General features: G+C 53.9%; 24 protein-coding genes and 1 tRNA gene. 15 read left to right on the forward strand and 10 right to left on the reverse strand.

All coding sequences use genetic code 11. From position 1 onward, the window contains the following. Positions 1–14: 14 nt before the first annotated feature. From dmdD to AC2FIR_RS15830, 3 genes are read left to right on the forward strand one after another with little or no spacing between them, the layout of a single operon-like run. Entirely contained in the window at positions 15–824 is an 810-nt protein-coding gene (gene dmdD / locus AC2FIR_RS15820; RefSeq protein ID WP_170612592.1) for a methylthioacryloyl-CoA hydratase, read from the forward strand. A gap of 16 nt (positions 825–840) precedes the next feature. Continuing rightward, positions 841–2454 (forward strand): AMP-binding protein, encoded by a 1614-nt coding sequence (locus AC2FIR_RS15825; protein ID WP_496747042.1) that lies wholly within the window; start codon positions 841–843, stop codon positions 2452–2454. Between the two features lies 1 nt (position 2455). After that, entirely contained in the window at positions 2456–3559 is a 1104-nt protein-coding gene (locus AC2FIR_RS15830) for a dimethylsulfoniopropionate demethylase (RefSeq protein ID WP_480912352.1), read from the forward strand. 102 nt (positions 3560–3661) lie between these two features. Here the strand turns inward: AC2FIR_RS15830 and AC2FIR_RS15835 are convergent, their stop codons facing one another. From AC2FIR_RS15835 to AC2FIR_RS15870, 8 genes are all read right to left on the reverse strand, one after another. Then, positions 3662–4285, reverse strand: a complete 624-nt coding sequence (locus AC2FIR_RS15835) for a hypothetical protein (RefSeq protein WP_496747043.1) — start codon at positions 4283–4285, stop codon at positions 3662–3664. A gap of 174 nt (positions 4286–4459) precedes the next feature. Next, on the reverse strand, positions 4460–4759 hold the full coding sequence (locus tag AC2FIR_RS15840) for a hypothetical protein (RefSeq protein WP_480523161.1): 300 nt from the start codon (positions 4757–4759) through the stop codon (positions 4460–4462). A gap of 413 nt (positions 4760–5172) precedes the next feature. Beyond that, positions 5173–5928, reverse strand: coding sequence for an ABC transporter ATP-binding protein (locus tag AC2FIR_RS15845; protein WP_170612582.1), 756 nt, complete (start codon positions 5926–5928; stop codon positions 5173–5175). A 9-nt stretch (positions 5929–5937) separates the two neighbouring features. Next, positions 5938–6693: an ABC transporter ATP-binding protein gene (locus AC2FIR_RS15850; RefSeq protein WP_321250001.1), complete on the reverse strand. Its 756-nt coding sequence runs from the start codon at positions 6691–6693 to the stop codon at positions 5938–5940. A 10-nt stretch (positions 6694–6703) separates the two neighbouring features. Continuing rightward, entirely contained in the window at positions 6704–7909 is a 1206-nt protein-coding gene (locus AC2FIR_RS15855; RefSeq protein WP_170612578.1) for a branched-chain amino acid ABC transporter permease, read from the reverse strand. A gap of 3 nt (positions 7910–7912) precedes the next feature. Continuing rightward, positions 7913–8944: a branched-chain amino acid ABC transporter permease gene (locus AC2FIR_RS15860; protein ID WP_496747045.1), complete on the reverse strand. Its 1032-nt coding sequence runs from the start codon at positions 8942–8944 to the stop codon at positions 7913–7915. A 103-nt stretch (positions 8945–9047) separates the two neighbouring features. After that, a complete protein-coding gene (locus AC2FIR_RS15865; protein ID WP_496747046.1) occupies positions 9048–10394 on the reverse strand; it encodes a substrate-binding protein in 1347 nt (448 codons plus the stop codon). A 601-nt stretch (positions 10395–10995) separates the two neighbouring features. Next, a tRNA-Ser gene (locus AC2FIR_RS15870) sits at positions 10996–11082 on the reverse strand. Between the two features lie 154 nt (positions 11083–11236). Between AC2FIR_RS15870 and AC2FIR_RS15875 the strand changes: the two genes are divergently transcribed. The 12 genes from AC2FIR_RS15875 (at position 11237) to AC2FIR_RS15930 (ending at position 20075) form a co-directional block, all read left to right on the forward strand. Continuing rightward, entirely contained in the window at positions 11237–12562 is a 1326-nt protein-coding gene (locus AC2FIR_RS15875; protein ID WP_496762672.1) for a tyrosine-type recombinase/integrase, read from the forward strand. After that, positions 12555–13391: a hypothetical protein gene (locus tag AC2FIR_RS15880; RefSeq protein ID WP_496762674.1), complete on the forward strand. Its 837-nt coding sequence runs from the start codon at positions 12555–12557 to the stop codon at positions 13389–13391. The genes AC2FIR_RS15875 and AC2FIR_RS15880 overlap by 8 nt, the downstream gene beginning before the upstream one ends. Positions 13392–13504: 113 nt before the next feature. After that, positions 13505–13705, forward strand: a complete 201-nt coding sequence (locus AC2FIR_RS15885) for a helix-turn-helix transcriptional regulator (RefSeq protein WP_496762680.1) — start codon at positions 13505–13507, stop codon at positions 13703–13705. Positions 13706–13992: 287 nt separating this feature from the next. Next, entirely contained in the window at positions 13993–14298 is a 306-nt protein-coding gene (locus AC2FIR_RS15890; protein WP_496762683.1) for a hypothetical protein, read from the forward strand. Next, on the forward strand, positions 14295–14612 hold the full coding sequence (locus AC2FIR_RS15895; protein WP_496762686.1) for a hypothetical protein: 318 nt from the start codon (positions 14295–14297) through the stop codon (positions 14610–14612). The genes AC2FIR_RS15890 and AC2FIR_RS15895 overlap by 4 nt, the downstream gene beginning before the upstream one ends. A gap of 1 nt (position 14613) precedes the next feature. Next, the gene (locus AC2FIR_RS15900) at positions 14614–14943 is read left to right on the forward strand and encodes a hypothetical protein (protein ID WP_496762688.1); all 330 of its coding nucleotides are present in this window, start codon (positions 14614–14616) and stop codon (positions 14941–14943) included. A gap of 296 nt (positions 14944–15239) precedes the next feature. After that, the gene (locus AC2FIR_RS15905; protein WP_496762693.1) at positions 15240–15896 is read left to right on the forward strand and encodes a hypothetical protein; all 657 of its coding nucleotides are present in this window, start codon (positions 15240–15242) and stop codon (positions 15894–15896) included. Beyond that, a complete protein-coding gene (locus AC2FIR_RS15910) occupies positions 15893–16459 on the forward strand; it encodes a hypothetical protein (protein ID WP_496762695.1) in 567 nt (188 codons plus the stop codon). The genes AC2FIR_RS15905 and AC2FIR_RS15910 overlap by 4 nt, the downstream gene beginning before the upstream one ends. A gap of 156 nt (positions 16460–16615) precedes the next feature. Next, positions 16616–17395 (forward strand): hypothetical protein, encoded by a 780-nt coding sequence (locus tag AC2FIR_RS15915; RefSeq protein ID WP_496762697.1) that lies wholly within the window; start codon positions 16616–16618, stop codon positions 17393–17395. 1081 nt (positions 17396–18476) lie between these two features. Then, entirely contained in the window at positions 18477–19151 is a 675-nt protein-coding gene (locus AC2FIR_RS15920; RefSeq protein WP_496762699.1) for an SOS response-associated peptidase, read from the forward strand. Between the two features lie 470 nt (positions 19152–19621). Then, a complete protein-coding gene (locus AC2FIR_RS15925; RefSeq protein WP_496762702.1) occupies positions 19622–19843 on the forward strand; it encodes an HGGxSTG domain-containing protein in 222 nt (73 codons plus the stop codon). Between the two features lie 49 nt (positions 19844–19892). After that, complete coding sequence (locus tag AC2FIR_RS15930; RefSeq protein ID WP_496762705.1) at positions 19893–20075, forward strand: hypothetical protein; 183 nt, start codon at positions 19893–19895, stop codon at positions 20073–20075. 168 nt (positions 20076–20243) lie between these two features. On the opposite strand, the gene AC2FIR_RS15935 is transcribed toward AC2FIR_RS15930, so the two are convergent. Beyond that, entirely contained in the window at positions 20244–20498 is a 255-nt protein-coding gene (locus tag AC2FIR_RS15935; protein WP_496762707.1) for a hypothetical protein, read from the reverse strand. Further along, positions 20476–21855, reverse strand: coding sequence for a patatin-like phospholipase family protein (locus AC2FIR_RS15940; RefSeq protein ID WP_496762709.1), 1380 nt, complete (start codon positions 21853–21855; stop codon positions 20476–20478). The genes AC2FIR_RS15935 and AC2FIR_RS15940 overlap by 23 nt, the downstream gene beginning before the upstream one ends. Positions 21856–22069 lie beyond the last annotated feature (214 nt).

The following is a 22069-nucleotide window of genomic DNA, read 5'->3' on the forward strand; positions in this document are numbered from 1 at the left end:
ATAGGATCTGACCCATGAATGACGTCGTGAACCCCGACACATATGAGAACCTTGCGATTTCCGAGCGTGAGAACGGTCTGTACGTCGTGACCCTGAACCGTCCCTCTAAGCGCAACGCACTGGATGTGGCCACGATCGAGGAACTGATCCGCTTTTTCAGCGGCGCGCGTATGGCCGGTGTCAGAGCTGTGGTTCTGGCCGGCGAAGGAAACCACTTCTGCGCGGGCCTTGATCTGGTCGAGCATTGGAAGGCCGACCGCAGCCCGGATGACTTCATGCATGTCTGTCTGCGCTGGCATGAAGCGTTCAACAAGATGGAATATGGTGGTGTGCCGATCATCGCCGCGCTGAAGGGCGCGGTAGTGGGCGGAGGACTGGAACTGGCCAGCGCGGCGCATATCCGTGTGATCGACCCCGGCACCTATTTTGCCTTGCCTGAAGGCCAGCGTGGGATTTTTACTGGGGGCGGGGCAACCATCAGGGTTTCGGATATGATCGGCAAATACCGCATGATCGACATGATCCTGACCGGCCGTGTCTATCAGGGGCAAGAGGCCGTCGATCTGGGGTTGGCGCAATACATAACCGAAGAAGGCGGCAGCATGGCCAAGGCGATGGAGCTGGCGGGACAAATTGCGCAGAACCTGCCTTTGACCAATTTTGCAATCTGCTCGGCAATCAGCCACCTGAACAACATGTCCGGCATGGACGCGGCGTATGCAGAAGCTGTGGTGGGCGGAGTGGTCAATACCCAGCCCGCCGCCCGCGAACGGCTGGAAGCCTTCGCCAACAAGACCGCCGCTCGCGTGCGGCCTAACAGCTGATAAAGGCGGTACCGGGATGCGTCACCATTTCGAAGCTCTTCAGAAGACACGGGCCAACCATGTGCCTCTGTCGCCGTTGTCTTTTCTGCACCGCGCCGAAAACCTGCATGGAGCCCGCACGGCGGTAATCTATGGCGACATCCGGCGAAGTTGGGCTGAGACCACCACCCGCGTTCGCGCGGTGGCCGGTGGGTTGGCGGCACTTGGTGTGCAGAAAGGTGATACGGTTTCGGTGCTCAGCCCGAACATCCCAGAGCTGTTCGAGTTGCACTTTGCCGTACCGCTGACAGGCGGAGTGCTCAACACTCTGAATACACGCTTGGAACCGGAAACCATCGCCTACATCCTGGATCACGCGGACACGAAACTGGTGATCGTGGACCGGGAGCTTGTGCCGCTTCTGTCCAAAGCGTTTGATCTGCTCGGTCGGACCTTGCCAGTGGTCGAGATCGTCGATCCCGCTGCAACAGGCCAAAGCCTTGGTGGCCAGACCTATGAGGCGCTGACCAAATCCGCCCCTGTGCCGATGGACCTGCCCGAAGATGAGTGGGATGCGATTGCGCTGAACTACACCTCTGGCACGTCCGGGCGCCCCAAGGGCGTCGTCTATCACCACCGCGGAGCTTATCTGATGGCACTCGGCACCGGGACAGCGTGGCAGATGCCGCCCTATCCGGTCTATCTGTCGGTGGTGCCGATGTTCCACTGCAACGGTTGGGGGCACCCCTGGTTGATGGCCATGCTTGGGGCGACGGTTGTATTCACACGCGTTCCGGCAGCAGACCGTATTCTGGATGCGATCCGCACCCATGGTGTGACCCATTTTGGTGCGGCGCCCATTGTGTTGCAGATGCTGGCCGAAGCCGAAAGCGGTGCGGCCCCCTTTGATCCCGCGATCCGCGTATTGACGGCCGGAGCGCCGCCGCCACCGTCGGTGCTGGAAAAGACGCGATCCATGGGATTTGACGTCATGCAGGTCTATGGCCTGACCGAAACCTACGGACATATTTCACAGTGTCTCTGGCAGGATGAGTGGGACGATCTTAGCCCCGCAGAACAGGCCGAGTTACAGGCGCAGCAGGGCATTGCCTTTCCTATGGTCGAAGACGTCTCGGTTATCGACCGCACCAGCGGCACGCCGGTCACGCGCGATGGGTCCACGCAGGGCGAGATTGCTATCCGGGGCAACACGGTCATGGCGGGGTATTACAAGGATGCCGAGGCCACCGCCAAAGCCTTCGAAGACGGATGGTTCTGGTCTGGTGATGGTGCGGTCGTACACGAAAACGGCTATATACAGATCCGCGACCGCCTGAAGGACGTGATCATCTCGGGCGGAGAAAACATCTCATCCGTCGAGGTCGAAGCGGTGCTTTATCGTCATGACGCCGTGCAGGCTGCGGCCGTGGTAGCAATGCCGCACGAGAAATGGGGCGAAGTCCCCTGCGCGTTTGTCGAACTGCGTGAAGGCGCCAGGGCAACATCTGACGAGATCATTGCGTTCTGCCGAGACCACCTTGCCGGGTTCAAGGCCCCCAAGGCTGTTGTGTTCGAAACCCTTCCCAAAACCTCCACCGGAAAGATCCAGAAGTTCCAGCTTCGGGATCGTATCAAATCAATGGACCTTTGATATGCGTCTGCTGTCCCAATCCCGCCGCCTGCGCCAGACGCCCTTTTCCGAAGGGGTCGAAGACAAGGGCGTCACCGCCTACACCGTCTATAACCGGATGCTGTTGCCCACGGTGTTTGAGAGCGTCGAGGCCGACTACCGACACCTGAAATCTCATGTTCAGGTCTGGGATGTGTCCTGTGAACGGCAGATCGAGCTGAACGGTCCGGATGCTGGCCGGCTGATGCGTCGGCTAACCCCCCGCAACCTGGAGAAAATGCAGGAAGACCAGTGCTACTACGTGCCGATCGTTGATGAGAACGGCGGCATGTTGAACGACCCGGTGGCGATCAAGCACAGCGAGGATCGCTGGTGGATTTCCATTGCGGACAGCGACCTGCTTTTGTGGGTCAAGGGGCTGGCTGTCGGTGCGGGCATGGATGTGCAGGTGTTCGAGCCCGACGTTTCACCCCTGGCCGTTCAGGGGCCAAAGTCGGATGACCTGATGGCGCGGGTCTTTGGAGGCGAGGTGCGTGACATCCGCTTTTTCCGCTACAAGCGGCTGGCTTTTCAGGACACGTCCTTTGTGGTGGCGCGGTCCGGGTATTCCAAACAAGGCGGCTACGAGATCTATGTTGAAAATGGTGCCTATGGGATGCCACTGTGGAACGCCTTGTTCGAGGCGGGCGAAGATCTGAATGTGCGCCCCGGCTGTCCGAACCTGATCGAACGGATCGAAGGTGGCCTGTTGAGCTATGGCAACGACATGACAATGGAGAACTCGCCATTGGAATGCGGATTGGGCAAATTCTGCAATCCGTCAGAGGGTAGCGACCATATCGGCAGGGACGCGCTATCGCGCGAGGCCGCCGCAGGTCCGGCACGGCAAATTCGCGCGATTTCTATCCCCGGTGATCCGGTGCCGCCGGCCCGGTCGGCCTGGCCGCTGTACAAAGACGGAAAGCGGGTTGGGCAGGTCACGTCCGCCGCCTGGTCGCCTGATTTCGAAACAAATGTCGCAATTGGCATGGTCGATGCCAGCCACTGGGACGCCGGGACGGTGCTTGAGGTTCAAACTCCAACCGGGGATCGGCGGGCCGAGGTGCAGAAGGCGTTCTGGGGATAGCCACATCTCGTCCCGACGCAGGCGAGAACAGGCGGATTCAACATTGTGCTTGGGGGGAGCGGCCCTTTGATAGTATGTCAAATTGCCCAAGTCGTTCCGGCGTCAGTTGATGCCGATCCCGATGTCAAAGGCAATCGGTTGTGCGCCCGCGTTCACAACTTCAATGATAAGTTCGCCCGACTGCCATAGCTGACCCTGATACGGCTTCTCCGAAGAAATCAAATCCAGCAGCAAAGTGCCGTCGGGATTGAAGATCCTGTAGTCCAGAGCGCCACCATGTGATCCGACGTCCACGTTCAGAAACTGACCGTCGTTTGCCCCGAGAACGTAACGCACCGACGTGCCGGCCTGAAGTGTGGCGCTTAGGGTCGTGCCACTTGTGCCGGCATCAAACTTGACGATCTGATCCCCTGAAACTGTCGGCGCAGTGTCAGAGGCACCATCAAATGCGCCGCCTCCATCATTGGCAGTTTCAGTGCCTTCACCCACGCGTCGTAAATCGGCGACTTCGGGTCCGGACCAAACGATGCACTCATACTCGACACCGGTGCCATCGCGAAGCCGGATCATGATGGCGGCTTGGCTGAATTCCTGGCCAAGGACCTCACCGCCAACATTGCCAAAGCGGGATATCAACTCATCGATGCAAGCGTTCGCCTCATCAGAGATGTCGGAAAACGCGGGCATTGGGAAAAATGCAAGCGCCCAAAAGAACTTCTTAAACATCACAATTCCCTTCTGTTTGGCAGAATGTTTGTCCTGGCGCGTTCAAGCGGCGAAGCGTGTCGCACCTGCGAGGCCGCAAAAAGCGCTCGCTTCGTCTTTCCGGGGCTGGAAAGCCAAGAGCACGGTCTCAAGCGGCTAGACCGAGCCTCGAAGTTGCGACAATCACGCAAAAGATCAAAGCGCGCCTTCGTCGCTGAGCGATTCAATACCCGCCGTTGCACCATCAGTGTAAGCGATACAATTCCATGGTGCCTGATCCGGACCGACCCCAACTTTTACCAGAGTTCCGGCCTCGCTGAACTCGGACGAAAGCACAACAACTTGCGTGTTGTTGGTTGCGGCGGCCACGTCGCGCAAACAGGCTTGTTGTGCGGGAGTGACTTCGGTGGACCCGCTTGTGCCACTGGTCTCGTCACACGCAGAAAGCGCCAAAGTCGTTGCGCCCAGCAAAGTAAATACACTGAATCTTGTCATTGAAAATTTCCTTCCGTAGCTCTGCAAAAAGCCCAGGATGCGGGCTCAACAAGTGAAAAAAACTTATTCAAAACTGTCAATGCGTTGATCTTGGCTGAGCAAGGCGCGTGCGCAAAATTTGCAGCTGCGCCCGCATAACAGACGGTCCGCGTACCAAAATCGTGATCAGAATAAGCTCAAAGCAGACCCTGATTTCGTAACGCGAACCAGGTTTCAGTTTCGCCTGAACTGATCAGGTTTGCGCGTGAACCGACAGTGACGCGCCCCCGAAATCCAGTATTTCTGCCATCGCTGTTATCGCGTTTGTATCGCTCTGCCGAGGAAACCTGATCAGTCTGACCCGGAATCGAGAGCTTTCGAGAAATCCAGCTCGTAGTCCGAAAACGGCGCCAGTCTTCGAACTCGAAGCAAGCTTAGATCGCCAGATACTCTTCACGAAGATTAGTGTCTTCAAGCACCTCTTTCGCGGTGCCGTCGAAAACAATAGTCCCCGTATCCAGGATAATAGCACGGTCCGCCAATTCCAAAGCGCGAACTGCGTTTTGCTCGACTATGATCGTTGTCATACCCTGCTGTTTGACGTGGATCAGTGTTTTTTCGATTTCGTCGACGATGACAGGGGCCAAGCCTTCATAAGGTTCGTCCAGAAGCAGGACCTTGATATCTCTGGCCAAGGCTCTGGCGATTGACAACATTTGCTGTTCACCGCCCGACAAGGTTATTCCCTCTTGTTTCCGGCGCTCGCCCAGTCGTGGGAACAACTCGTAAAGCCGGTCCAGTGACCAGCCGATTGGCGGCGCAATCTGCGCAAGCTGCAGGTTTTCCTCGACAGTCAGGCCTGGGATGATTCTTCTGTCTTCCGGCACCAGACCAAGGCCAGCCGCCGCCGCTTGGTAACTTGTCATTTTGTGGAGCGGTTGATGGTCAAGCCAGATTTCGCCATGCCGCACTTCCGGCTCGCCCACTCTGGCAATGGAACGGAGTGTCGAAGTCTTTCCTGCACCGTTGCGCCCGAGCAGGGCAAGAATCTCGCCTTCGTGCACGTTGAAGCTGACGCCCTGCACGATATAGCTTTCTCCGTAGTAGGAGTGCATGTCCCACACCGAGAGAAATGCAGGCGCAGTGCTGGCCAAATTGGCGTTTTTTGAAAAGTCAGGTTTCTCGTTCATAGCTTTTCCTTACGCAGCTTCGCCGAGATAGGCTTCGCGGACCTTGGGGTTTCCGCGGATATTTTCCGGAGTGTCTTCAACAAGGGGCGTGCCCTGCGCCAGCACTGTGATGCGCTCGGCCAGGCTGAAAACCACGTGCATGTCGTGTTCGATGATGGCGATGGTGATGTCGCGCTCGTCCTTGATTTGCTTCAGCAGATCAATCGTGTTGTTGGTATCGGCCCGCGCCATGCCCGCCGTCGGTTCGTCCAAGAGCAACAGTCGGGGATTCTGGCTGAGGCACATGCCGATCTCCAACCGCCGTTTGTCGCCACGCGACAGTGCGGCAGCATGCATCTCGCGCTTGTCGGCCATGTTCATCTCTTCCAGCATCGCCTCGGCCTGTTCGACTATGGCCTTTTCGTTGGCAATGGTCTCATAGGCGTGCATCCGGAACGCGCCGTCCCGCATTGCAAAGATCGGGATCAGCATGTTTTCCATCACCGTCAGTTCGCCAAAAATCTCCGGCGTCTGAAACACGCGGCTGATGCCCATCTGGTTGATCTGGAAGGGTTCAAGCCCCAGAACCGAGTTGTTGTCGAACAGCACCGAACCAGTGTCCGGCATCAGTTTGCCCACAAGACAGTTCAGCAGGGTCGACTTGCCCGCCCCGTTTGGTCCGATGATCGCGTGAACCGAGTTCTCCTCGACATTGAGGTTCACATCCGTCAGCGCCTTGAGGCCACCGAAGCGTTTGCTGACATCTTTGACTCTTAGTATTGCCATGGTCCGCCCCTTACTCCGCCGGTTCCGTTTTGCCCGACGGCGCATCGTCGGTACCCGATTTCTTGCGCTTCAAGCGGTTCAGCAATCGTTGACCACCTTCAACAAGGCCACCCGGCAGGTAGATCACCACCAGCATGAACAGGATGCCCAACGTAAGGTGCCAGCCTTTGCCGATGAACGGATGGATCAGGAACACCACCGCGTCCTCCAGCCCGTCGGGAAGGAAGGCGAACCAGCTGTGCAGGACGTTGTCGTTGATCTTCGAGAAGATGTTCTCGAAATACTTGATGAATCCAGCGCCCAGAACCGGACCGATCAAGGTGCCGGTGCCGCCAAGAATGGTCATCAGAACAACCTCGCCCGAGGCGGTCCACTGCATCCGCTCGGCCCCTGCCAGCGGATCCATTGCCGCCATCAGACCACCGGCCAGGCCAGCGTACATGCCCGAGATGACAAAGGCCGCCAGGGTGTAAGGTTTGGAGTTCAGGCCGGTATAGTTCATCCGTTGCTGGTTCGATTTCACCGCGCGCAGCATCATTCCGAAAGGCGAGCGGAAAATACGGATCGAAAGATAAAACACAACCATCATGATTACTGCACACAGGTAATAGCCCGCGTTGAAGTCAAAGCTCCACGCGCCGACATCCATCGTGTAGGTCGCGCGCATCGGCAGGCCGAACAAGTGTGGCAGATCCGGCGCGTTGGCCCCCTGCAGAATTTGGGGATCGTCGGCATAGACCTGCAGACCGGTTTCCCCGTTTGTCAGGTTGAACTTGGGGTTCGACAGCACCGAATAGGCCAGCGCAAAACTCATCTGTGCAAAGGCCAGCGTCAGGATCGAGAAATAGATGCCGGACCGGCGCAAGCTGACAAAGCCGATCAGCAGCGAGAATAGCCCTGCCACCACTACGCTGAGCGCTATGGCCGGGATGATGTTGTAACTCAGCAGCTTGAACATCCACACGGCCGAATACGACCCCACGCCCAAAAAGGCCGCGTGACCGAAGGACAGGTATCCGGTCAGACCGAACAGGATGTTGAACCCGATGGCAAAGATGCCAAAGATAACAAAGCGCTGCATCAGGTCCGGATAGCCCGCGTTGAACTGCGCCATGGCGCTGCCTTCCGGGAACGGGTTCAGGATGAAGGGGGCCAGCAGGGTAAGAAGGCCGACGATGATCAGAAGGCTGGTGTCTTTCTTGTTCAGTCCCAACATCGATTATTCCTCCATCACGCCTTTGCGTCCCATCAACCCGCGCGGGCGTGTCAGCAGCACGATAATGGCAACAAGGTAGATGATGATTTGGTTGATTCCGGGGATTGTTGTGGTGGCCCAGGTCGTTGAGGCAAAGCTTTCAAGAACGCCCAGCAGGAAGCCAGCCAGCACCGCTCCGGGCAGCGAACCCATGCCGCCGACAACAACCACAACAAAGCTGAGGACCAGAAAGTCCATCCCCATGTGATAATTTGGCGGGTTGAGCGGCCCGTACATTACACCGGCCAAGCCAGCCACAGCGGCCGCGATGCCGAACATGATGGTAAAGCGGCGGTCGATATTGATACCCAGCAAGCCCACCGTCTCGCGGTCGGCCATTCCGGCGCGGACAACCATGCCAAAGGTCGTGAACTGCAGGAATGAGAAGACGGCACCGATGATGGCGACGGCAAATCCGAAGTAAACCAGGCGCCAGATCGGATAGATGATCGCGTTGGGATCGAAGCCGATCATTGTGCCAAGGTCGACAGAGCCGCTGAGTGCGTCGGGCGGCGGCGTCTGGATCGGGTTGGCGCCGAAGAAATACTTCACGATTTCCTGCAACACGATCGCCAAACCAAAGGTGACAAGGATCTGGTCCGCGTGGGGGCGCTTGTAGAAATGCTTGATCAGCCCGCGCTCCATCACATAGCCGACGAACAGCATGATCGGGATCGCGAACAGGATGGCCAGCGGAACAGACCAGTCGATGATCGTCGCGCCGAACTCGGGACCGAACCAGGCCTCGACATAGGGTGTTTCGACCTTCAGCGGGTTGCCCAGAAAGTCGGTTTGGGTTTCGTCGATGGTCACGAAGCTCAGGTTCATGAGCTTTTGCAAGGTTACGGCACAGAACGCCCCGATCATGAACAATGCCCCGTGGGCAAAGTTCACAACGCCCAGCGTTCCGAAAATAAGGGTCAGTCCCAAGGCAATCAGTGCATAGGCCGAGCCTTTGTCCAGACCGTTCAGGATTTGCAGTAGGATGGCGTCCATTGGCCCACCTCAGGCTTGGTCAGTGTGGAGTGTGGTGCGACAGGATCAGCCCTGCCGCGAATGTCTGGCCGCCGATGGGGCGGCCAGACTCAAACACAGGGGCTTACGCGCCCGGGTTGCATTCTCCGAGTGCGCCACCGGCGAACATCGGATGCTCCGGATCGTACTCGACCTGCGCACGTGGCGTGATCTCGACGATTTCCAGCGTGTCGTAAGCGTTGGTCGGGTTCTCGTTGCCGCGAACGACCAGCACGTCCTTGAAGCACTGGTGGTCTGCACCGCGATACCAGGTTGGGCCGTTGCCCAGACCGTCGAACTCGAAGTCTTCCAGAGCTTCAACAACACCGCACGGATTGAAGGTACCCGCACGCTCGCAGGCATCCGCATAGAGCAGAACCTGCGCATAGCAGGTCTGTGCCGAGTTGGACGGCGGTTTGCCGTACTTTTCGCCAAAGGACTTCACGAAGGCCTTGGTGCCCTCATCCTGCAGCTGCCAGTTCCAGTTCATCGAACCCAGCACGCCTTTGATGTTCTCGCCCGCACCGGCGGCCATCAGTTCCGAGTACAGCGGCACGACGATCTTGAAGTCCTTGCCGTTGGCCACCTTGTCCAGCAAGCCGAACTGGATCGCATTGGTGAGCGAGTTCACCATGTTGCCGCCGTAGTGGTTCAGGACCAGAACGTCTGCGCCCGAGTTCAGAACCGGCGTGATGTAGGACGAGAAGTCCGTTGACGCGAGTGGTGTCTTGACCGTGTTGACCGTTTCCCATCCCAAGGCTTCGGTCGATGCGACGATCGACTCTTCCTGGGTCCAGCCCCAGTTGTAGTCGGCCGTCAGGTGGTAGGCGCGGCGTTCCTTGCCCATTTCCGCTGCCAGCACGGGTGCAAGTGCTGCGCCCGACATGTATGCGTTGAAGAAATGGCGGAAACCGTTGGCTTTCTTGTCCTTGCCTGTCGTGTCGTTGGCGTGGGTCAGACCCGCCATGAAAATCACGCCTGCCTCCTGGCACAGACCCTGAACGGCAACGGCCACGCCCGAGGACGAACCACCGTTAATCATGATCGCGCCGTCTTTTTCGATCATCGACTTTGCCGATGCGCGTGCGGCGTCTGACTTGGTCTGCGTGTCGCCGGTGACGAACTCGACCTTCTTGCCCAGGATGCCGTTCCCTTTCAGTGCCTTGGACGTAAAGGTGTTCAGGCAGCCGCCATCACCCTCACCGTTCAGATGCTCGATCGCCAGCTGTTGCGCCAGCAGTTCGTCATTGCCTTCCTCGGCATAAGGCCCGGTTTGTGGGACATTGAAGCCCAAAGTGACGGATGACCCCGTCGGTTCGTTGGTAAAAGCAGCAGCCGACGAAGCCGTGAAGATCGTAGGCAGGGCCAGACCGGTACCTGCAACGGCACCAGACTTCAGCACGCCGCGGCGTGTGACAGATTTGTTGGTCATTAATTCCTCCCATTTCCCTTTCTTTCGCCGTCTGGCTCCTCTTCCAGCAGACGAAAGCGCACTTATGTGCATTTCAATAATGGAAAGCGGGTGGAAAATTTCACAATAAATAACTGGATTTGAAACAAAATTTTGTAAACAAATTTACGACTAATTGGCGATCTTGAAAAATTTCAGAAGCGCACTGTCACAGTAACTATGAACTTCAGATGTTTAGATGTGAATTCCTGCAGTGACAGCCGTCTGACGCGCTCTCTTACAAATTCAGTGCGCCATTACTGAGGGAAAATACCAATTGAACTGATGTCATCATGGCTGAATTCTGAGAGAGGTGCTGGCACACCCCCGCCGGATGATGACAAAAACTTAGGGTCAATCGAAGAAGATCGGTATCACACAGCATTCAAATTCGAGGCGGACTATCTGGTTCGGATGCCGTTCAAATCGAAAGGAAAGCTGGGCACTACGAATTCGGTGTTTGGGAAACAGCGGCTAATCAAGACCAAAAGCGTGAACTTTCGGAAGCTGGCTTTCACGACACGGAGCGACCGGGTTTCAACATCACCTCAGCCATCTGCGTGCAGGCCTGATTTTGAAAAAGTGGTGAGCCGTGCAGGATTCGAACCTGCGACCCACTGATTAAAAGTCAGAAGTACACGGTTCTCGAATCGAAATCGCTCGTAATCTCACCTTGTCGCAAATTATCTCAGAACACATTAAAAATATGATATTTTATCCATATTGTCGATTGTCCCCTGAGTAAAGCGCATCTAATCTAGTCTCAATATGTATCACTCAATCTTGGTGATTTTGTCCCCCATGAGTCCCCCAGAGGTGCAATCTTGAAGAAAGAGCTTACCAACGCCTTCCTTATGAAGCTCAAGCCACCGGCTGATGGGCGAGTTGAGATATCGGACACTAAGCGCGCTGGATTGCGGTTGAGGGTGTATCCTGCCCGCGCGGTCTGGATGTATGAAAAGCGGGTGAAGGGAGGGGCGAAGCGCAAGCATACGTTCGGCACCTATTGCGGTTGGTCTAATACAGGAAAGCGAGAGGACGGTGCGCTGGGGTTGGCTGAGGCGCGCGCGCTGGCCCTTGAGATAGAAGCTGAGGCCGCGCGTGGCTTCGACCGTGTCTTAGAGGCACAGCAGACGCGCAGAGAGCAGGAAAGAGCCGCCGCCACTGCGCAAACGCTGCAGGACGTGTTGGACGTGTACGACGAACTGCACCTTTCCAGGCTGAAAAGGCAGGGTGAGCGAAAGCGCCAGCTTGAAGACGCATTGTGCAGGCACCTTGCTCAACCCATTGGTGACCTGACGCGCGCCAGCCTGCAAAAGCCGATAGATGACAAGGCCAAGGAAGGTAAGCTGTTCATGGCTAATCGCATCCGGGCCGCTCTCAAGCACTTCACGCGCTGGGCGTGGCGTCGGGAGTATCTGGAACAAGATATCGGGGATCGACTAGAACGAGCGACCAAAGAGCAAATCCGGGACCGTGTTCTCAGCCTAGACGAGATCCGGATCATATGGAGTAAAACACACGAGCTCGGGGATTTATGGGGTCCGCCCGTTCGGCTCTTGATGTTGACGGTTCAGCGGCGCACTTCGATAAACAACCTCCGCAAAAGCGAATTGGAACTTTCCAAGACCCGATTCAAAAAGGCGGTTACTCAGGAAAAGAGCGACCGGGGGCACATCACGCACCTTTCGACCCCCGCGCTGACAGAGATTAAGGCCGTTCTAGCCCGTCACGACAAAGCAAATGCCACAACTCTGAACAACAAGAAATCTGGCGCTGCCCAAGCAAATTCCGCTAAATTAGTTAGTTTGGATTTTCTTTTCACGACCACGGGGCGAACACCAATATCCGGTTGGAGCAAGATGAAGGCCCGACTTGATAAGCTTCTAGGTGATGAATTCGAACCTTGGCGATTGCACGATTTCAGAACCGCCTTTGCAACTCATATGGCTGAGCGAGGAATTTCTGAGTCGGTGGTGGATCGCGTACTTAACCACGCAGCAACTGGGTCAAAGCCAAGCGCTGTCGCCCGTGTCTACAATCAAGCCGAATTACTGGCTGAGCGCGCCGTTGCGCTGGATAAGTGGGCGGAATTGGTGACGCAGGAAAGTGCGGACGTGATCACAATAGAGAGGAAGGGCAATGAGTAATGAACTGATGCCGCCAAAAGGCATGTTGGAGACCCTTTTGCCACCCGAGCGCTCAGCGAAATACTACGGTTGGGTGTATCCACCGACGCCGAGAATTCAGGAAGTCGTTGGCGAGTTTAACGAGCGCGGAATTGAGACTAAAATAACAGAAACTGAGCAGTTCAAAGCCGTTGCTTGGCTGCAAGGCCTAAGCCCCGACGATATGGTTCTACTAAACACCGCAAGGTCGGAAGAATTGTTTTGTCGGATCGCCACAATTCAAATTCTCTTTGTTTCTGATGGCGTACCCAGCGTCGGAGAATTGAGAAAAGCGCGGGAGGCATTGCTCGATGCGTTACAATTCCAGAAGCAAGTTGCAGGGAAGATAGATGCAGTCCCTCTGAGTGTCCGTAGGTTTGGGTACAAGATTCAGTTTGAAGACGCCATTGAATCGGCAGGATCGGCGATTGCTGCTCGGCTGCGGATGGTCGAAGGTGAGTTAAGTGCGGTAGAGGCTTTCATTAAGGCATTTTCTGGGAAATTAAACTCCCGAGGCGCGCCGCCAAATTGGGTTCACCACTACCTTGTTCGCGATGCCGCTGATATTTTCCTGAGTGCTACCGGTTATAGGCCTGCGCGACACCTCCCCGTTCGGAGCTTTGAGGGGTTTTTGACACGCTTTTGTAATGGAATTCCCGGCATGGATGGAGAGAATTTTGCGCGAATGGCCGATATTGCCATTAAATCAAACGGCTACAAGGGTACGTTTTTTCCCTTCGGAAGTGAGGCCGAAAAGAACTTGTGGCTTTCTACAGGAAACAGGGGCACAGAATATCAAAATTCTGGGTAATTCTGTAGGGACAGAACGCCCGCACTTTTCTGAATTGTGTCATAGTTTTATTTATTTATCAATGCTTTAGCTTGTCGTAGCTTGTCCTTGCAACCAGTCGCAAGGAGGCCAGAATGAACGCAGTTACAGGAGACCGCCTACTTTCGGTGAGGGATACCGCAGCGATTCTTGGCTGCAGTGTCGCCACTGTTTGGCGTCGGGCCGCTGCCGGAAAAATCCCAGGGCCGGTGAAATTGGATGGCATGACTCGCTGGTCGGAAGCCGAAATCCAAGAGCTGATCCAACAAGCCAAGTCGCAGCGTGCTGCAGCCTAAAAGAAACCCCCACCCGAGGCACGGGCGGAGGCAAATTCTTTTAGGTGGTACTGAGAGAATAGCCGAAAGCCCGATGTCTTTCAACAAAAGAAGGACAATAGATGGTTACTTTTGAGCAAAGCCAAACAATCAAAACCGAACTCCCACCGTCAAACGCATTGCGCGTATATCGCTGGGCAGACCTTCCTAACTTGACGGCCCCAGCGCTGTACCGGGTGACAGATCCTGGTCAGGAACCGCGTGAAATCTACGCGTCCAAGCACAAGCGCCAAGTCCTTGAGGGCTTAATGCGCTCGCCATTGTACGCAGCGAGCTATTGCCGCCTGTCAGACAAAGTGCTGCCCCTCCTGCGTCTATGCCTGGAGCGAATAGCACCCACCAGAAAAGACGCGCCGGTCAACTTTGACCTTCCGCCCATCAAGACGGCTAAAGACGCCTCAGAGGCAGCTCAGGCGGTTCTACAGGCCGTTTCTCAGGGTGAAGTGACACCATTGGAAGGCGCAACGGTCATGGGGTTGGTTGAGCAGTTCCGGCGCGTTCTGGAAACGACCGAACTGGAACGCCGGTTAGCGGCATTGGAGGCAGCAAAATGAGTATCCGGAATAGACTGGCGACATTGGAAAGCAGGGAAGCTGAAAGCGCCGTATCGAAGTCAGGCGCATCGGACCAGTTGATCAAGCAACTGCAAAATACCGCAGAACGGATGCGAGACATTCCATTGGAACAATTGAGCGCTAAGGCATCCCCCGTCGAGGTTGCAGCCCTCATTCTGGATGGCCGGGTGGACGACGAAGTAGCACGCCAATGCGTCCAGCTTTCTAAGCAATCAGACTCCAGTGCCATTCTTTTCAAAGTAATTCTGGAGGCAGCCGGTTGTTCCGGCACAACGCCACTTGAGGAGGTGTAATATGAGTATCAGGCGTCGATTGAACAAGCTGGAAGCGAAATCGCCCAGCATTCCGGATCACCCCATAGTTTTCTATGAGATTTCCGGCATCAAGAAAGGCACCGAGGAAAGCTCTCGAGTGGTCGAACGAGCACCCGGACCTGCAAGGGTCTGCGGACTTGGCCTTGGTCATATCTATCCCAAAGACGGCGAAACCCGAACGGAGTTCAGACGGCGTGTCTATGCAGTTAAAGCAGGTGGCAAACTTATTGACGACATGACCGATGTGGAGCGACTAAAGGCATTCGCTGCTGCAGACCTCGAATTAGATGGTGGCAGTCGTGAACATTAGTAGGCGTATTAGCAAACTTGAGCAGTCCTTGGCTTCCGGATCGATCATCTAAATCACTGATCCGTTCGCGGGTGGTGGCGTCAAACCCATCATTCGTCGCGCTTGCGTCAACGGCGAAGAATATAAACGCAAGCCGGGTGAAGAACACGACATGCCAACCCTAAAACTGTAAATGCCGGTTCGCCTCTACATTCAGCCGGTGTTTCCTAGTATCTTGTTGGCTACATTAGAAGTCCGAGAAGTGATACACTCATAGGAAGCTCTTTAACTTTATTTTTGGGAGCAACCAGATTTTTATGCATAAGAAGACACAATCAAAAGACGACAGTTGGTTTTGGAAAAATGCTCAAAAAGCCGGTGAATGGTGGGTAAAATTCATCAGAAGGCCTTGGCCTATTAGGGCATCCTTCTTACTAACCACGACTGGTATCACCCTAATGTCGGTCGATTGGTGGTTGCCCTTGGTTGAGCGGTTTTTGGACTATTCCTTCCAACGACCGCCCTCAGGTATTGACGCTTTTATTCAGGGCATCATCCTGATTGTTGTCGGGTTAGGGTTTTACCTGATTGCGGATCTGCTGGATCACTTTAGGTCCGCTTCAAAGCGCATAGATAGACTTGAGGATCTTGAGGTTTTGGATTGGATATTTTCTCAAGGTGTATTACCCATTGCAGAATCTTTAGCCCCATTTGACGAAATAATGAGCATAGTAGTTGCTCTAGAGCGTACTAGGTTTGCTTCAACCACCCTGTCGTCTTCAGAGGCACTGAGAGGCACAAGTAAACTTCAAGAAAACCTGCAAAATCTTGCTGCACGGACAAGATTGCTCGAGAGTTCTCTGAGTGCTTTTCAAAGCCCAAACTCCGACTACCAACGCGTTTCCATTCAGAAACTGGTGAAAGAGGCGAAAGCTATTGATGAAATGTTTGCTAACTTAAGGAAGCTATCATGAAACAAAAAGATTCATCAGTTGACCCTGCAGTATCTCCAGAGCCCTCGCAAGCATTAAGAGTTATCCAAGCTTTAGCGTCGCATTATGCCGATTCAATGGAAAGTTCCCAGAGGCAGACAAGCATTACGTTTGGCGTAGGATTGCTATTGCTTTGCTTTACGATATTGGTTCGTGTTGATTTTTTTGTGGGTTCAGCGATTTGGTCTCTGACCAGAGAAGTGGAAGTATTGCAGTTTGAACTTGAACACCTAAAGCCGGGTGATTTTGCGCCTGATCCGGCGCTTGGCACGAGTGCGGAGGATAATCGCGATTCAGCTCGAGTAGACGCATTGATCCTAGCGATTTCCAAGCTTTCAACACGGGTCGAAAGTCTACAGCAGAAACGTCTAGATAAGGACAATCATCTTTTTTACTTTATGGCTATCATGTCTGGAACCCTAATGCTCGGATCGGTATTGCCGAGTTTCTATTTTCGGGCTCGTTTTGGCAGAGAGCTGTTACAAAGACTTGATGCGGCAGATAGGAGGCGTTTTGCTGCTCCCGGAAAGGATGGCGAGAGCTAGCCTCTGGGTTGCGGCTCAATCGACGATACTTAGTCCATTTACAGGACCATGGCGGTGCAAAGCGAAGTGCCGGGAACAAAACTTCCTAATATACTCTAGGGTTAGCTCTGAAAATTTCATACGAAGAAGACATATTACGCAAAATTGGAGAGCTAGATGCTATCGGAAAGTGTCGAAAGGCTAGTTAATGTGATTGAGAAGGCGTCCACGCCATCAGTTACGGATCAAATAGCCACCTGGGCTAGTGTGGTGGGAGTTCTCTTCGCAGCGGGTGGTTTGTTTTACGCGGCGAGACAGCTTCGTAATGCCACTGCAGAAAACAAGATGATTGCCAAGCGCCATGACGAAGCCATGACTGCGTTGCGCGAACAAATTCGAGTAAATCAAGAAGCGCTCAGAGCAGACGTGAAATCCAACGATGCCCACTTATTGCTTACCAGCTACAAAGAATATGACGAAATTTTTGAGCATCTGACTCAGGCCGGGGATCTTGCCACGAACAAATACGCGGAAACCCTAGAGGGAATAGTCACCTCGCATGTCTCGCTCGACATGTTCGACTACGTAAAGAAAAATGAGGTTCCCAACGAAGATTGGATACATTTTCGCAGGGTAAAGTCCTTCTATAAAACCAGATATTCTCTGATTGGCGGCGACTACTTCTCTAAGGATGCGTTGGTTAGGTCGATGGATCGATTTGGCTCTGACTTGTTGGGTACAGTGCAAAAGCTGGATGTTCATCGGTTCTATGCGGTCCGAAACGGTATTTGGCTTGATGAAAATCTCTCGAAAGACCAGAAGCTTGAAGTGCTGGCGGAGCAGTTCAAGGACTTTGATTGGTACGCCAAGTTATCTGAGGTTTTTGAGCCTGAAAGGACCGTTTTTGGCAGAGAAACAGAGGCTATAGAAAAAGCAAAAGCAACCGACGTCAAATAGCGTACAGTATAACAGCAGAAGCAGAATGCTTAGCCGAGGTTCAGAAACGGCGGTGGGCGACGTATCGCAGCGAGACACCCTTAAGATTAAACTAAGGTTTAGACGTCCGTGATGTCTACCAGTTAAACGGGAGCATCGCGAACCACGTTCATTTCACTCAAGCCTGGCTTTGAACCAGTGCGCAGTCATGAAGGCATGAAATCGCTGTTCCTGCGCTGGCGATAGTCCCTACGTCATCCCGCATCGGGTGCACCTACGGCACGTCGCAATGCCCCACTCGTTTCACCCGTACCATCGGGAATTCTCTGAAGTCGCGCAGTCACACAGGTGGCATCTACTGTAAGTAGTCATAGTGGTCTCCTTGATAATGCAAGGACCACGGTTCCAGAATCGGATTGAACGCTAAATGCACGGTTGGGGCGTGATGCGACGCGCCGAACTCGTACCCCCTCTTTGAAATCGTAATTCCCCATCAAGGCGCGCCGCATCCCACTTCTACTTGTTCGGCTTGTTCAAATTGGGTCGGTGGAATGAAAATTGCGCTTGCGTTATGACATTCAAAAAACGCAATTCAGTTTTCCAGCGGATCTTTGAAGGGCTCGTGGGGCAGCACGCCGAACTCAACAACCCCCTCATATCCGGCCAGAGAAACCGGAACGCGCTAAAATCAACACGTGCCGCCCACGGTGAGAGGATTGCATTGTGGCGAAATTGTGTCCACCGCTCGTTGCGAAACTTACTGTTTACTCTTTGGAAACAAACTATTTCTTCGAAGCTTTCCAGTCTACGGGAATTCCCCAATTTCGAAGATTGGATGCCCAAGGTAATTTGCTTTCAACGGATCAATACTACCACTCCGGAAATTCCCCTTGTGAGAGAGGGGCTGGCTCTTACCCCCTCGTCCAGCCCCTCGCTCCACCCACAACATCCAGACCGAACAGGACGGGCAGATTCCAGTTGTCCGGGGCCTAGCTCATTCCGATTTAGACGCCGTGTCTAATCGCTAATTATGGGAAAGTGTCGCAGTCAGTGATTGGGGAGAACTTGTCCTATCCAATTGTTGCACGTAGCCTTTCATCCCATGTGCAACTTGTACTCCAACACCATTCCAGTAGAGGCAATGCGCCAACTGTTCGACGTGGCCGTTGAGCGGGACAAGTTGGGGAACGCAGAGCCTCTGCCTGCCATTTTCCCAAAACACATGGCTCCGGTTGTTAGGAGCGCTGAGGATCGCGGGCGAGAACTGGTTCTTCTGAGTTGGGGCTTTCGCACCACCAAGAAGTCAAAGAAGACTGGGGCCGTTATCCAGCCCAATGCCTGGAACAATGCTCGAGACGACAAGGTGCGTTCAAGCGGGCTTTGGCGTGGCAGTTTCGAGGAAAGGCGCTGTTTGGTTCCTGCCAGTTCGTTCTGTGAAGCCAAGGGACGTAGCCCTGCAACTTATTACTGGTTTGCCCTCAAGAGTGAAGAAGACCGCCCGCCTTTTGCGTTTGCCGGAATGTGGCAGACGTCGCGCTATCAGGGCAAGGACGGGCCGGAAGAAGCAGCGACTTACACCGTTATCACCACGACAGCGAATGAAATTGTAAAACCAATACACCCGCAAAGAATGCCGGTGATCCTGAAGCCGGACGACTATGAGCAATGGATGTCGGGAAACCCTGAAGAGGCCTTAGACCTACTTCAACCCTACAATGCGGACGATATGCAAATCGTTCGCTGCGGCGAGAGTGAGAAGTCAGATCCGTTGGCCTAAATGCTCCACCCTTTGAGCTTTTCATTCGACCGCTTTAGCCCGGAGCAGACGTTCGGCCCAGGATCGGCAAGCCCGCAAATCATAGCTTAATTGAAGATCACGCAGTATCGTCAGTCGGTGGCCTCTTCCGGTGGCACCGGGTAGCCAGCGAGGGTCAGGCCTTCCATTATCCTGTCAATCAGCTCTTTGGGCAGGCCCAGCTTATCGGGCGTGCGGTTGCCGGTGCTGGCGCTATTGGTCTGTATCAGAGCGCCAAGCAGCCCCTAGCACGCACACCGTTCCGCTGAGACATGCGACAACAAAGGGGACCATGCCGAACTGATGATAAATCTGCATGTATCCCCAGCCAATGGCGAGGACAGTAATTGGGCAACAAAGCAGAATGAGGATGACGGCAAAATTCACAAACAATCTGCGCATAGAAACAAGATAGGGGCAGCCAGTTTCCCAGTCCAGACAGGAGCAACAACATGACCAGCCAAACCAAGATTTGCGGAGCCAAGACCAAGGGCGGCGTATGTATGGAAACGCCTGTCTCGGGAAAGACGCGCTGCCGCTTGCACGGAGGGCTATCAACCGGAGCGAAAACGGCAGAGGGTCGCAGACGCATCTCTGAGGCCAATGTAGCCGCTTGGGCAGAGCGAAACCGATTGATTAAACTGGCGCGGTCTCTTGAACAAACAGCAAGTTAAATCGGTTTTCCCAACAAAATCAAAGGCTGTTCCCGGATAAGGTACAGAGATGACTGACCATGATAATGCGACAATTTGGATTGAAGAACTGAACCCACCACAAGTGCGGTTCAGCTTCACCCACTTCCCTTGGCAGAACGCGCACCGCATTGCAGAGCGAGCCACAAAGCTGGCCCAGAACTATTCCAAGGGCTGGCGCTGCGCCTACTGCGGCAATCTATTGCCGGTGTAGAGGCGGATCGATGCTAAGTATTGCAAAGAAGGCTGTTGCAAGACTGCGGCACGGAGGCGACGTACCGGACCAAGGCTTACAACTCTATACAGTCTGCCTAGCCATAGCGGAATGCAGGTCAATCCGAGTTGTTAGGCCTCATTGTAGCGAAGCCGAGAACTTAACCTGCTAGCTGTGCATTCGAGCTAGCTCGCTAGAAAGCATAGGAAAATCTTCTTCAAGGGCATTGATCAACCTTTCCTGTTCTTCCTTGAGCTCTTTAAATCCGTCTTGATTTTCAGAAAAATTAGGCTTCTTTCGTTCGCGCCTAATTCTTTGAATTTCCAGCAGTTTTTCCCTTAGTTCGTCAATATGTGCCGACCGCTTTCTTGCTGCGCCGATTCCGACGCGTTGTAAAATCCTACTTTGCATCACTTGCTCCATTTCGTTTTACGCCTTCAGCATACCCTCTTTCCCAAGACTCGCAAAGTTTTATTAGCTCTTCCCTAACAACGTCAAACTGGTCTCCAAGCTCGACGTCACAATCAAATGTAATGGCCTTTGATATCCTGACAAGTTTCATACCTTTAAGTGGGAGGGCCAGAGCCCACTTCCGGCAGCCAGGCGTAACAATCTTGAGTATCCCACTAGTATCTGGGTGATAGAAACGGTGCCGGCCATGCGGGGTCGTCAAATCTGCAAAAGCGCCTGCGGTTTCACCGTTCAAGCATGCATCAATCAAAGTACCGGATTTGGAAAGCTTCAAGTTCCGGTCAGGGTGTTTCTTAAATCCTTCGCAACACCATAGATGGTAGCCCGCTATTTCGTCGCCCGATAAGTTTATTGGTCTCACCAATGCTGAGCGAAGGGCTACATCCTTGTTCCCAGTGTGGTCTTTAATCAACAACTTTGCGCGCTTATGCAGGGCTTTGAGAAATGCGATTTCCTGAAATCTGGCTTCAAGAATGTCATCTGCATATAGATTGGCTGCAAGAACTGTCGTATATGCCGTGGGTGCCGTCATATCGAAGTCCAATAGACCTATTCCGAGAGGAACTGGAATTCGTACATGATGCGAGATGCCACGAGTGTTGAGATCCGAAGCGCCAAACAGCGCTGTCTTAGCAACGGCAGAAAAAACCCTTTTTCCTTTGATTTGTCGAAAAGAATTCTCTGGTTCAACTCGTATTGAACCCGGGGCTCGAGATGCAGGAATGGACTCGCTGGAAACGATCCAACCCTCCTCATCGAGAATAAGGTGCTGATCCAACGACCACGCAGGGAGATTAGACACCATACCACCGTCGCTGTATTCTCGCCCTTCAATAGGCACTGGTCGAAATACAAAGGGAATGGAGCAAGAAGCTGCGACGGCTTTAGAAACTGATATATGTGCACAAGTATCACTTTCGCTTGAAAACAGCTTCATTTTCCCCGACGAGATTTCGGATGCTACAACTTTGAGGATGAGGCCATGGTGCTTGATGTCGCCGAACGTAACCACACCTGTCGCTGGCTTTATCTTAGTTTGAAGAAGTTCTTCCAATGCGGCTTCGAATCTGTTCAGCGAAGCCAATCCGTGAAATTGATAAACACCCCATATCAAAAGCCCCAATAAGACTACGTGAAAGACGATTGAAGTAAGCCACATCAAACTTGAGAATACTTGATAATACGAACCAAGGTTTTCGACTAGAAAATTGCTCACGTTTAGCAAACTGAAAACTGGCCAGAACACTGAAATTGCAACGAAGAATATTAATATCCGCACAATCCAGAGCCTGACCCGGCTTTCACCCATTTTCAGCAACCATCTCAATAGCTTTAGCTGAAGCCAATGATGGCACTTCCACAAGTCAGTCGGCCTATTCCGACATTCCCCAAGTGGCCTGGGTTCTGACGTTAAGGTCGCCTGACTGCGCCACCTGATCAAGCGTTTTTCCGCCCCGAACAGCGTCTGTCGTCGCGCAAACGCCCGAAGTTGGGTGAATGGGCCCAAAAAACAGCGCATCCCG

Source organism: Ruegeria sp. CDSB136, from assembly GCF_059610965.1.

What these genes read in the sequence shown, in the direction of transcription:
- dmdD (WP_170612592.1), top strand. Translation starts at nt 15, where the DNA reads ATGAATGACGTCGTGAACCCCGACACATATGAGAACCTTGCGATTTCC.
- AC2FIR_RS15825 (WP_496747042.1), top strand. Translation starts at nt 841, where the DNA reads ATGCGTCACCATTTCGAAGCTCTTCAGAAGACACGGGCCAACCATGTG.
- AC2FIR_RS15830 (WP_480912352.1), top strand. Translation starts at nt 2,456, where the DNA reads ATGCGTCTGCTGTCCCAATCCCGCCGCCTGCGCCAGACGCCCTTTTCC.
- AC2FIR_RS15835 (WP_496747043.1), bottom strand. Translation starts at nt 4,285, where the DNA reads ATGTTTAAGAAGTTCTTTTGGGCGCTTGCATTTTTCCCAATGCCCGCG.
- AC2FIR_RS15840 (WP_480523161.1), bottom strand. Translation starts at nt 4,759, where the DNA reads ATGACAAGATTCAGTGTATTTACTTTGCTGGGCGCAACGACTTTGGCG.
- AC2FIR_RS15845 (WP_170612582.1), bottom strand. Translation starts at nt 5,928, where the DNA reads ATGAACGAGAAACCTGACTTTTCAAAAAACGCCAATTTGGCCAGCACT.
- AC2FIR_RS15850 (WP_321250001.1), bottom strand. Translation starts at nt 6,693, where the DNA reads ATGGCAATACTAAGAGTCAAAGATGTCAGCAAACGCTTCGGTGGCCTC.
- AC2FIR_RS15855 (WP_170612578.1), bottom strand. Translation starts at nt 7,909, where the DNA reads ATGTTGGGACTGAACAAGAAAGACACCAGCCTTCTGATCATCGTCGGC.
- AC2FIR_RS15860 (WP_496747045.1), bottom strand. Translation starts at nt 8,944, where the DNA reads ATGGACGCCATCCTACTGCAAATCCTGAACGGTCTGGACAAAGGCTCG.
- AC2FIR_RS15865 (WP_496747046.1), bottom strand. Translation starts at nt 10,394, where the DNA reads ATGACCAACAAATCTGTCACACGCCGCGGCGTGCTGAAGTCTGGTGCC.
- AC2FIR_RS15880 (WP_496762674.1), top strand. Translation starts at nt 12,555, where the DNA reads ATGAGTAATGAACTGATGCCGCCAAAAGGCATGTTGGAGACCCTTTTG.
- AC2FIR_RS15885 (WP_496762680.1), top strand. Translation starts at nt 13,505, where the DNA reads ATGAACGCAGTTACAGGAGACCGCCTACTTTCGGTGAGGGATACCGCA.
- AC2FIR_RS15890 (WP_496762683.1), top strand. Translation starts at nt 13,993, where the DNA reads ATGCGCTCGCCATTGTACGCAGCGAGCTATTGCCGCCTGTCAGACAAA.
- AC2FIR_RS15895 (WP_496762686.1), top strand. Translation starts at nt 14,295, where the DNA reads ATGAGTATCCGGAATAGACTGGCGACATTGGAAAGCAGGGAAGCTGAA.
- AC2FIR_RS15900 (WP_496762688.1), top strand. Translation starts at nt 14,614, where the DNA reads ATGAGTATCAGGCGTCGATTGAACAAGCTGGAAGCGAAATCGCCCAGC.
- AC2FIR_RS15905 (WP_496762693.1), top strand. Translation starts at nt 15,240, where the DNA reads ATGCATAAGAAGACACAATCAAAAGACGACAGTTGGTTTTGGAAAAAT.
- AC2FIR_RS15910 (WP_496762695.1), top strand. Translation starts at nt 15,893, where the DNA reads ATGAAACAAAAAGATTCATCAGTTGACCCTGCAGTATCTCCAGAGCCC.
- AC2FIR_RS15915 (WP_496762697.1), top strand. Translation starts at nt 16,616, where the DNA reads ATGCTATCGGAAAGTGTCGAAAGGCTAGTTAATGTGATTGAGAAGGCG.
- AC2FIR_RS15920 (WP_496762699.1), top strand. Translation starts at nt 18,477, where the DNA reads ATGTGCAACTTGTACTCCAACACCATTCCAGTAGAGGCAATGCGCCAA.
- AC2FIR_RS15925 (WP_496762702.1), top strand. Translation starts at nt 19,622, where the DNA reads ATGACCAGCCAAACCAAGATTTGCGGAGCCAAGACCAAGGGCGGCGTA.
- AC2FIR_RS15930 (WP_496762705.1), top strand. Translation starts at nt 19,893, where the DNA reads ATGACTGACCATGATAATGCGACAATTTGGATTGAAGAACTGAACCCA.
- AC2FIR_RS15935 (WP_496762707.1), bottom strand. Translation starts at nt 20,498, where the DNA reads ATGGAGCAAGTGATGCAAAGTAGGATTTTACAACGCGTCGGAATCGGC.
- AC2FIR_RS15940 (WP_496762709.1), bottom strand. Translation starts at nt 21,855, where the DNA reads ATGGGTGAAAGCCGGGTCAGGCTCTGGATTGTGCGGATATTAATATTC.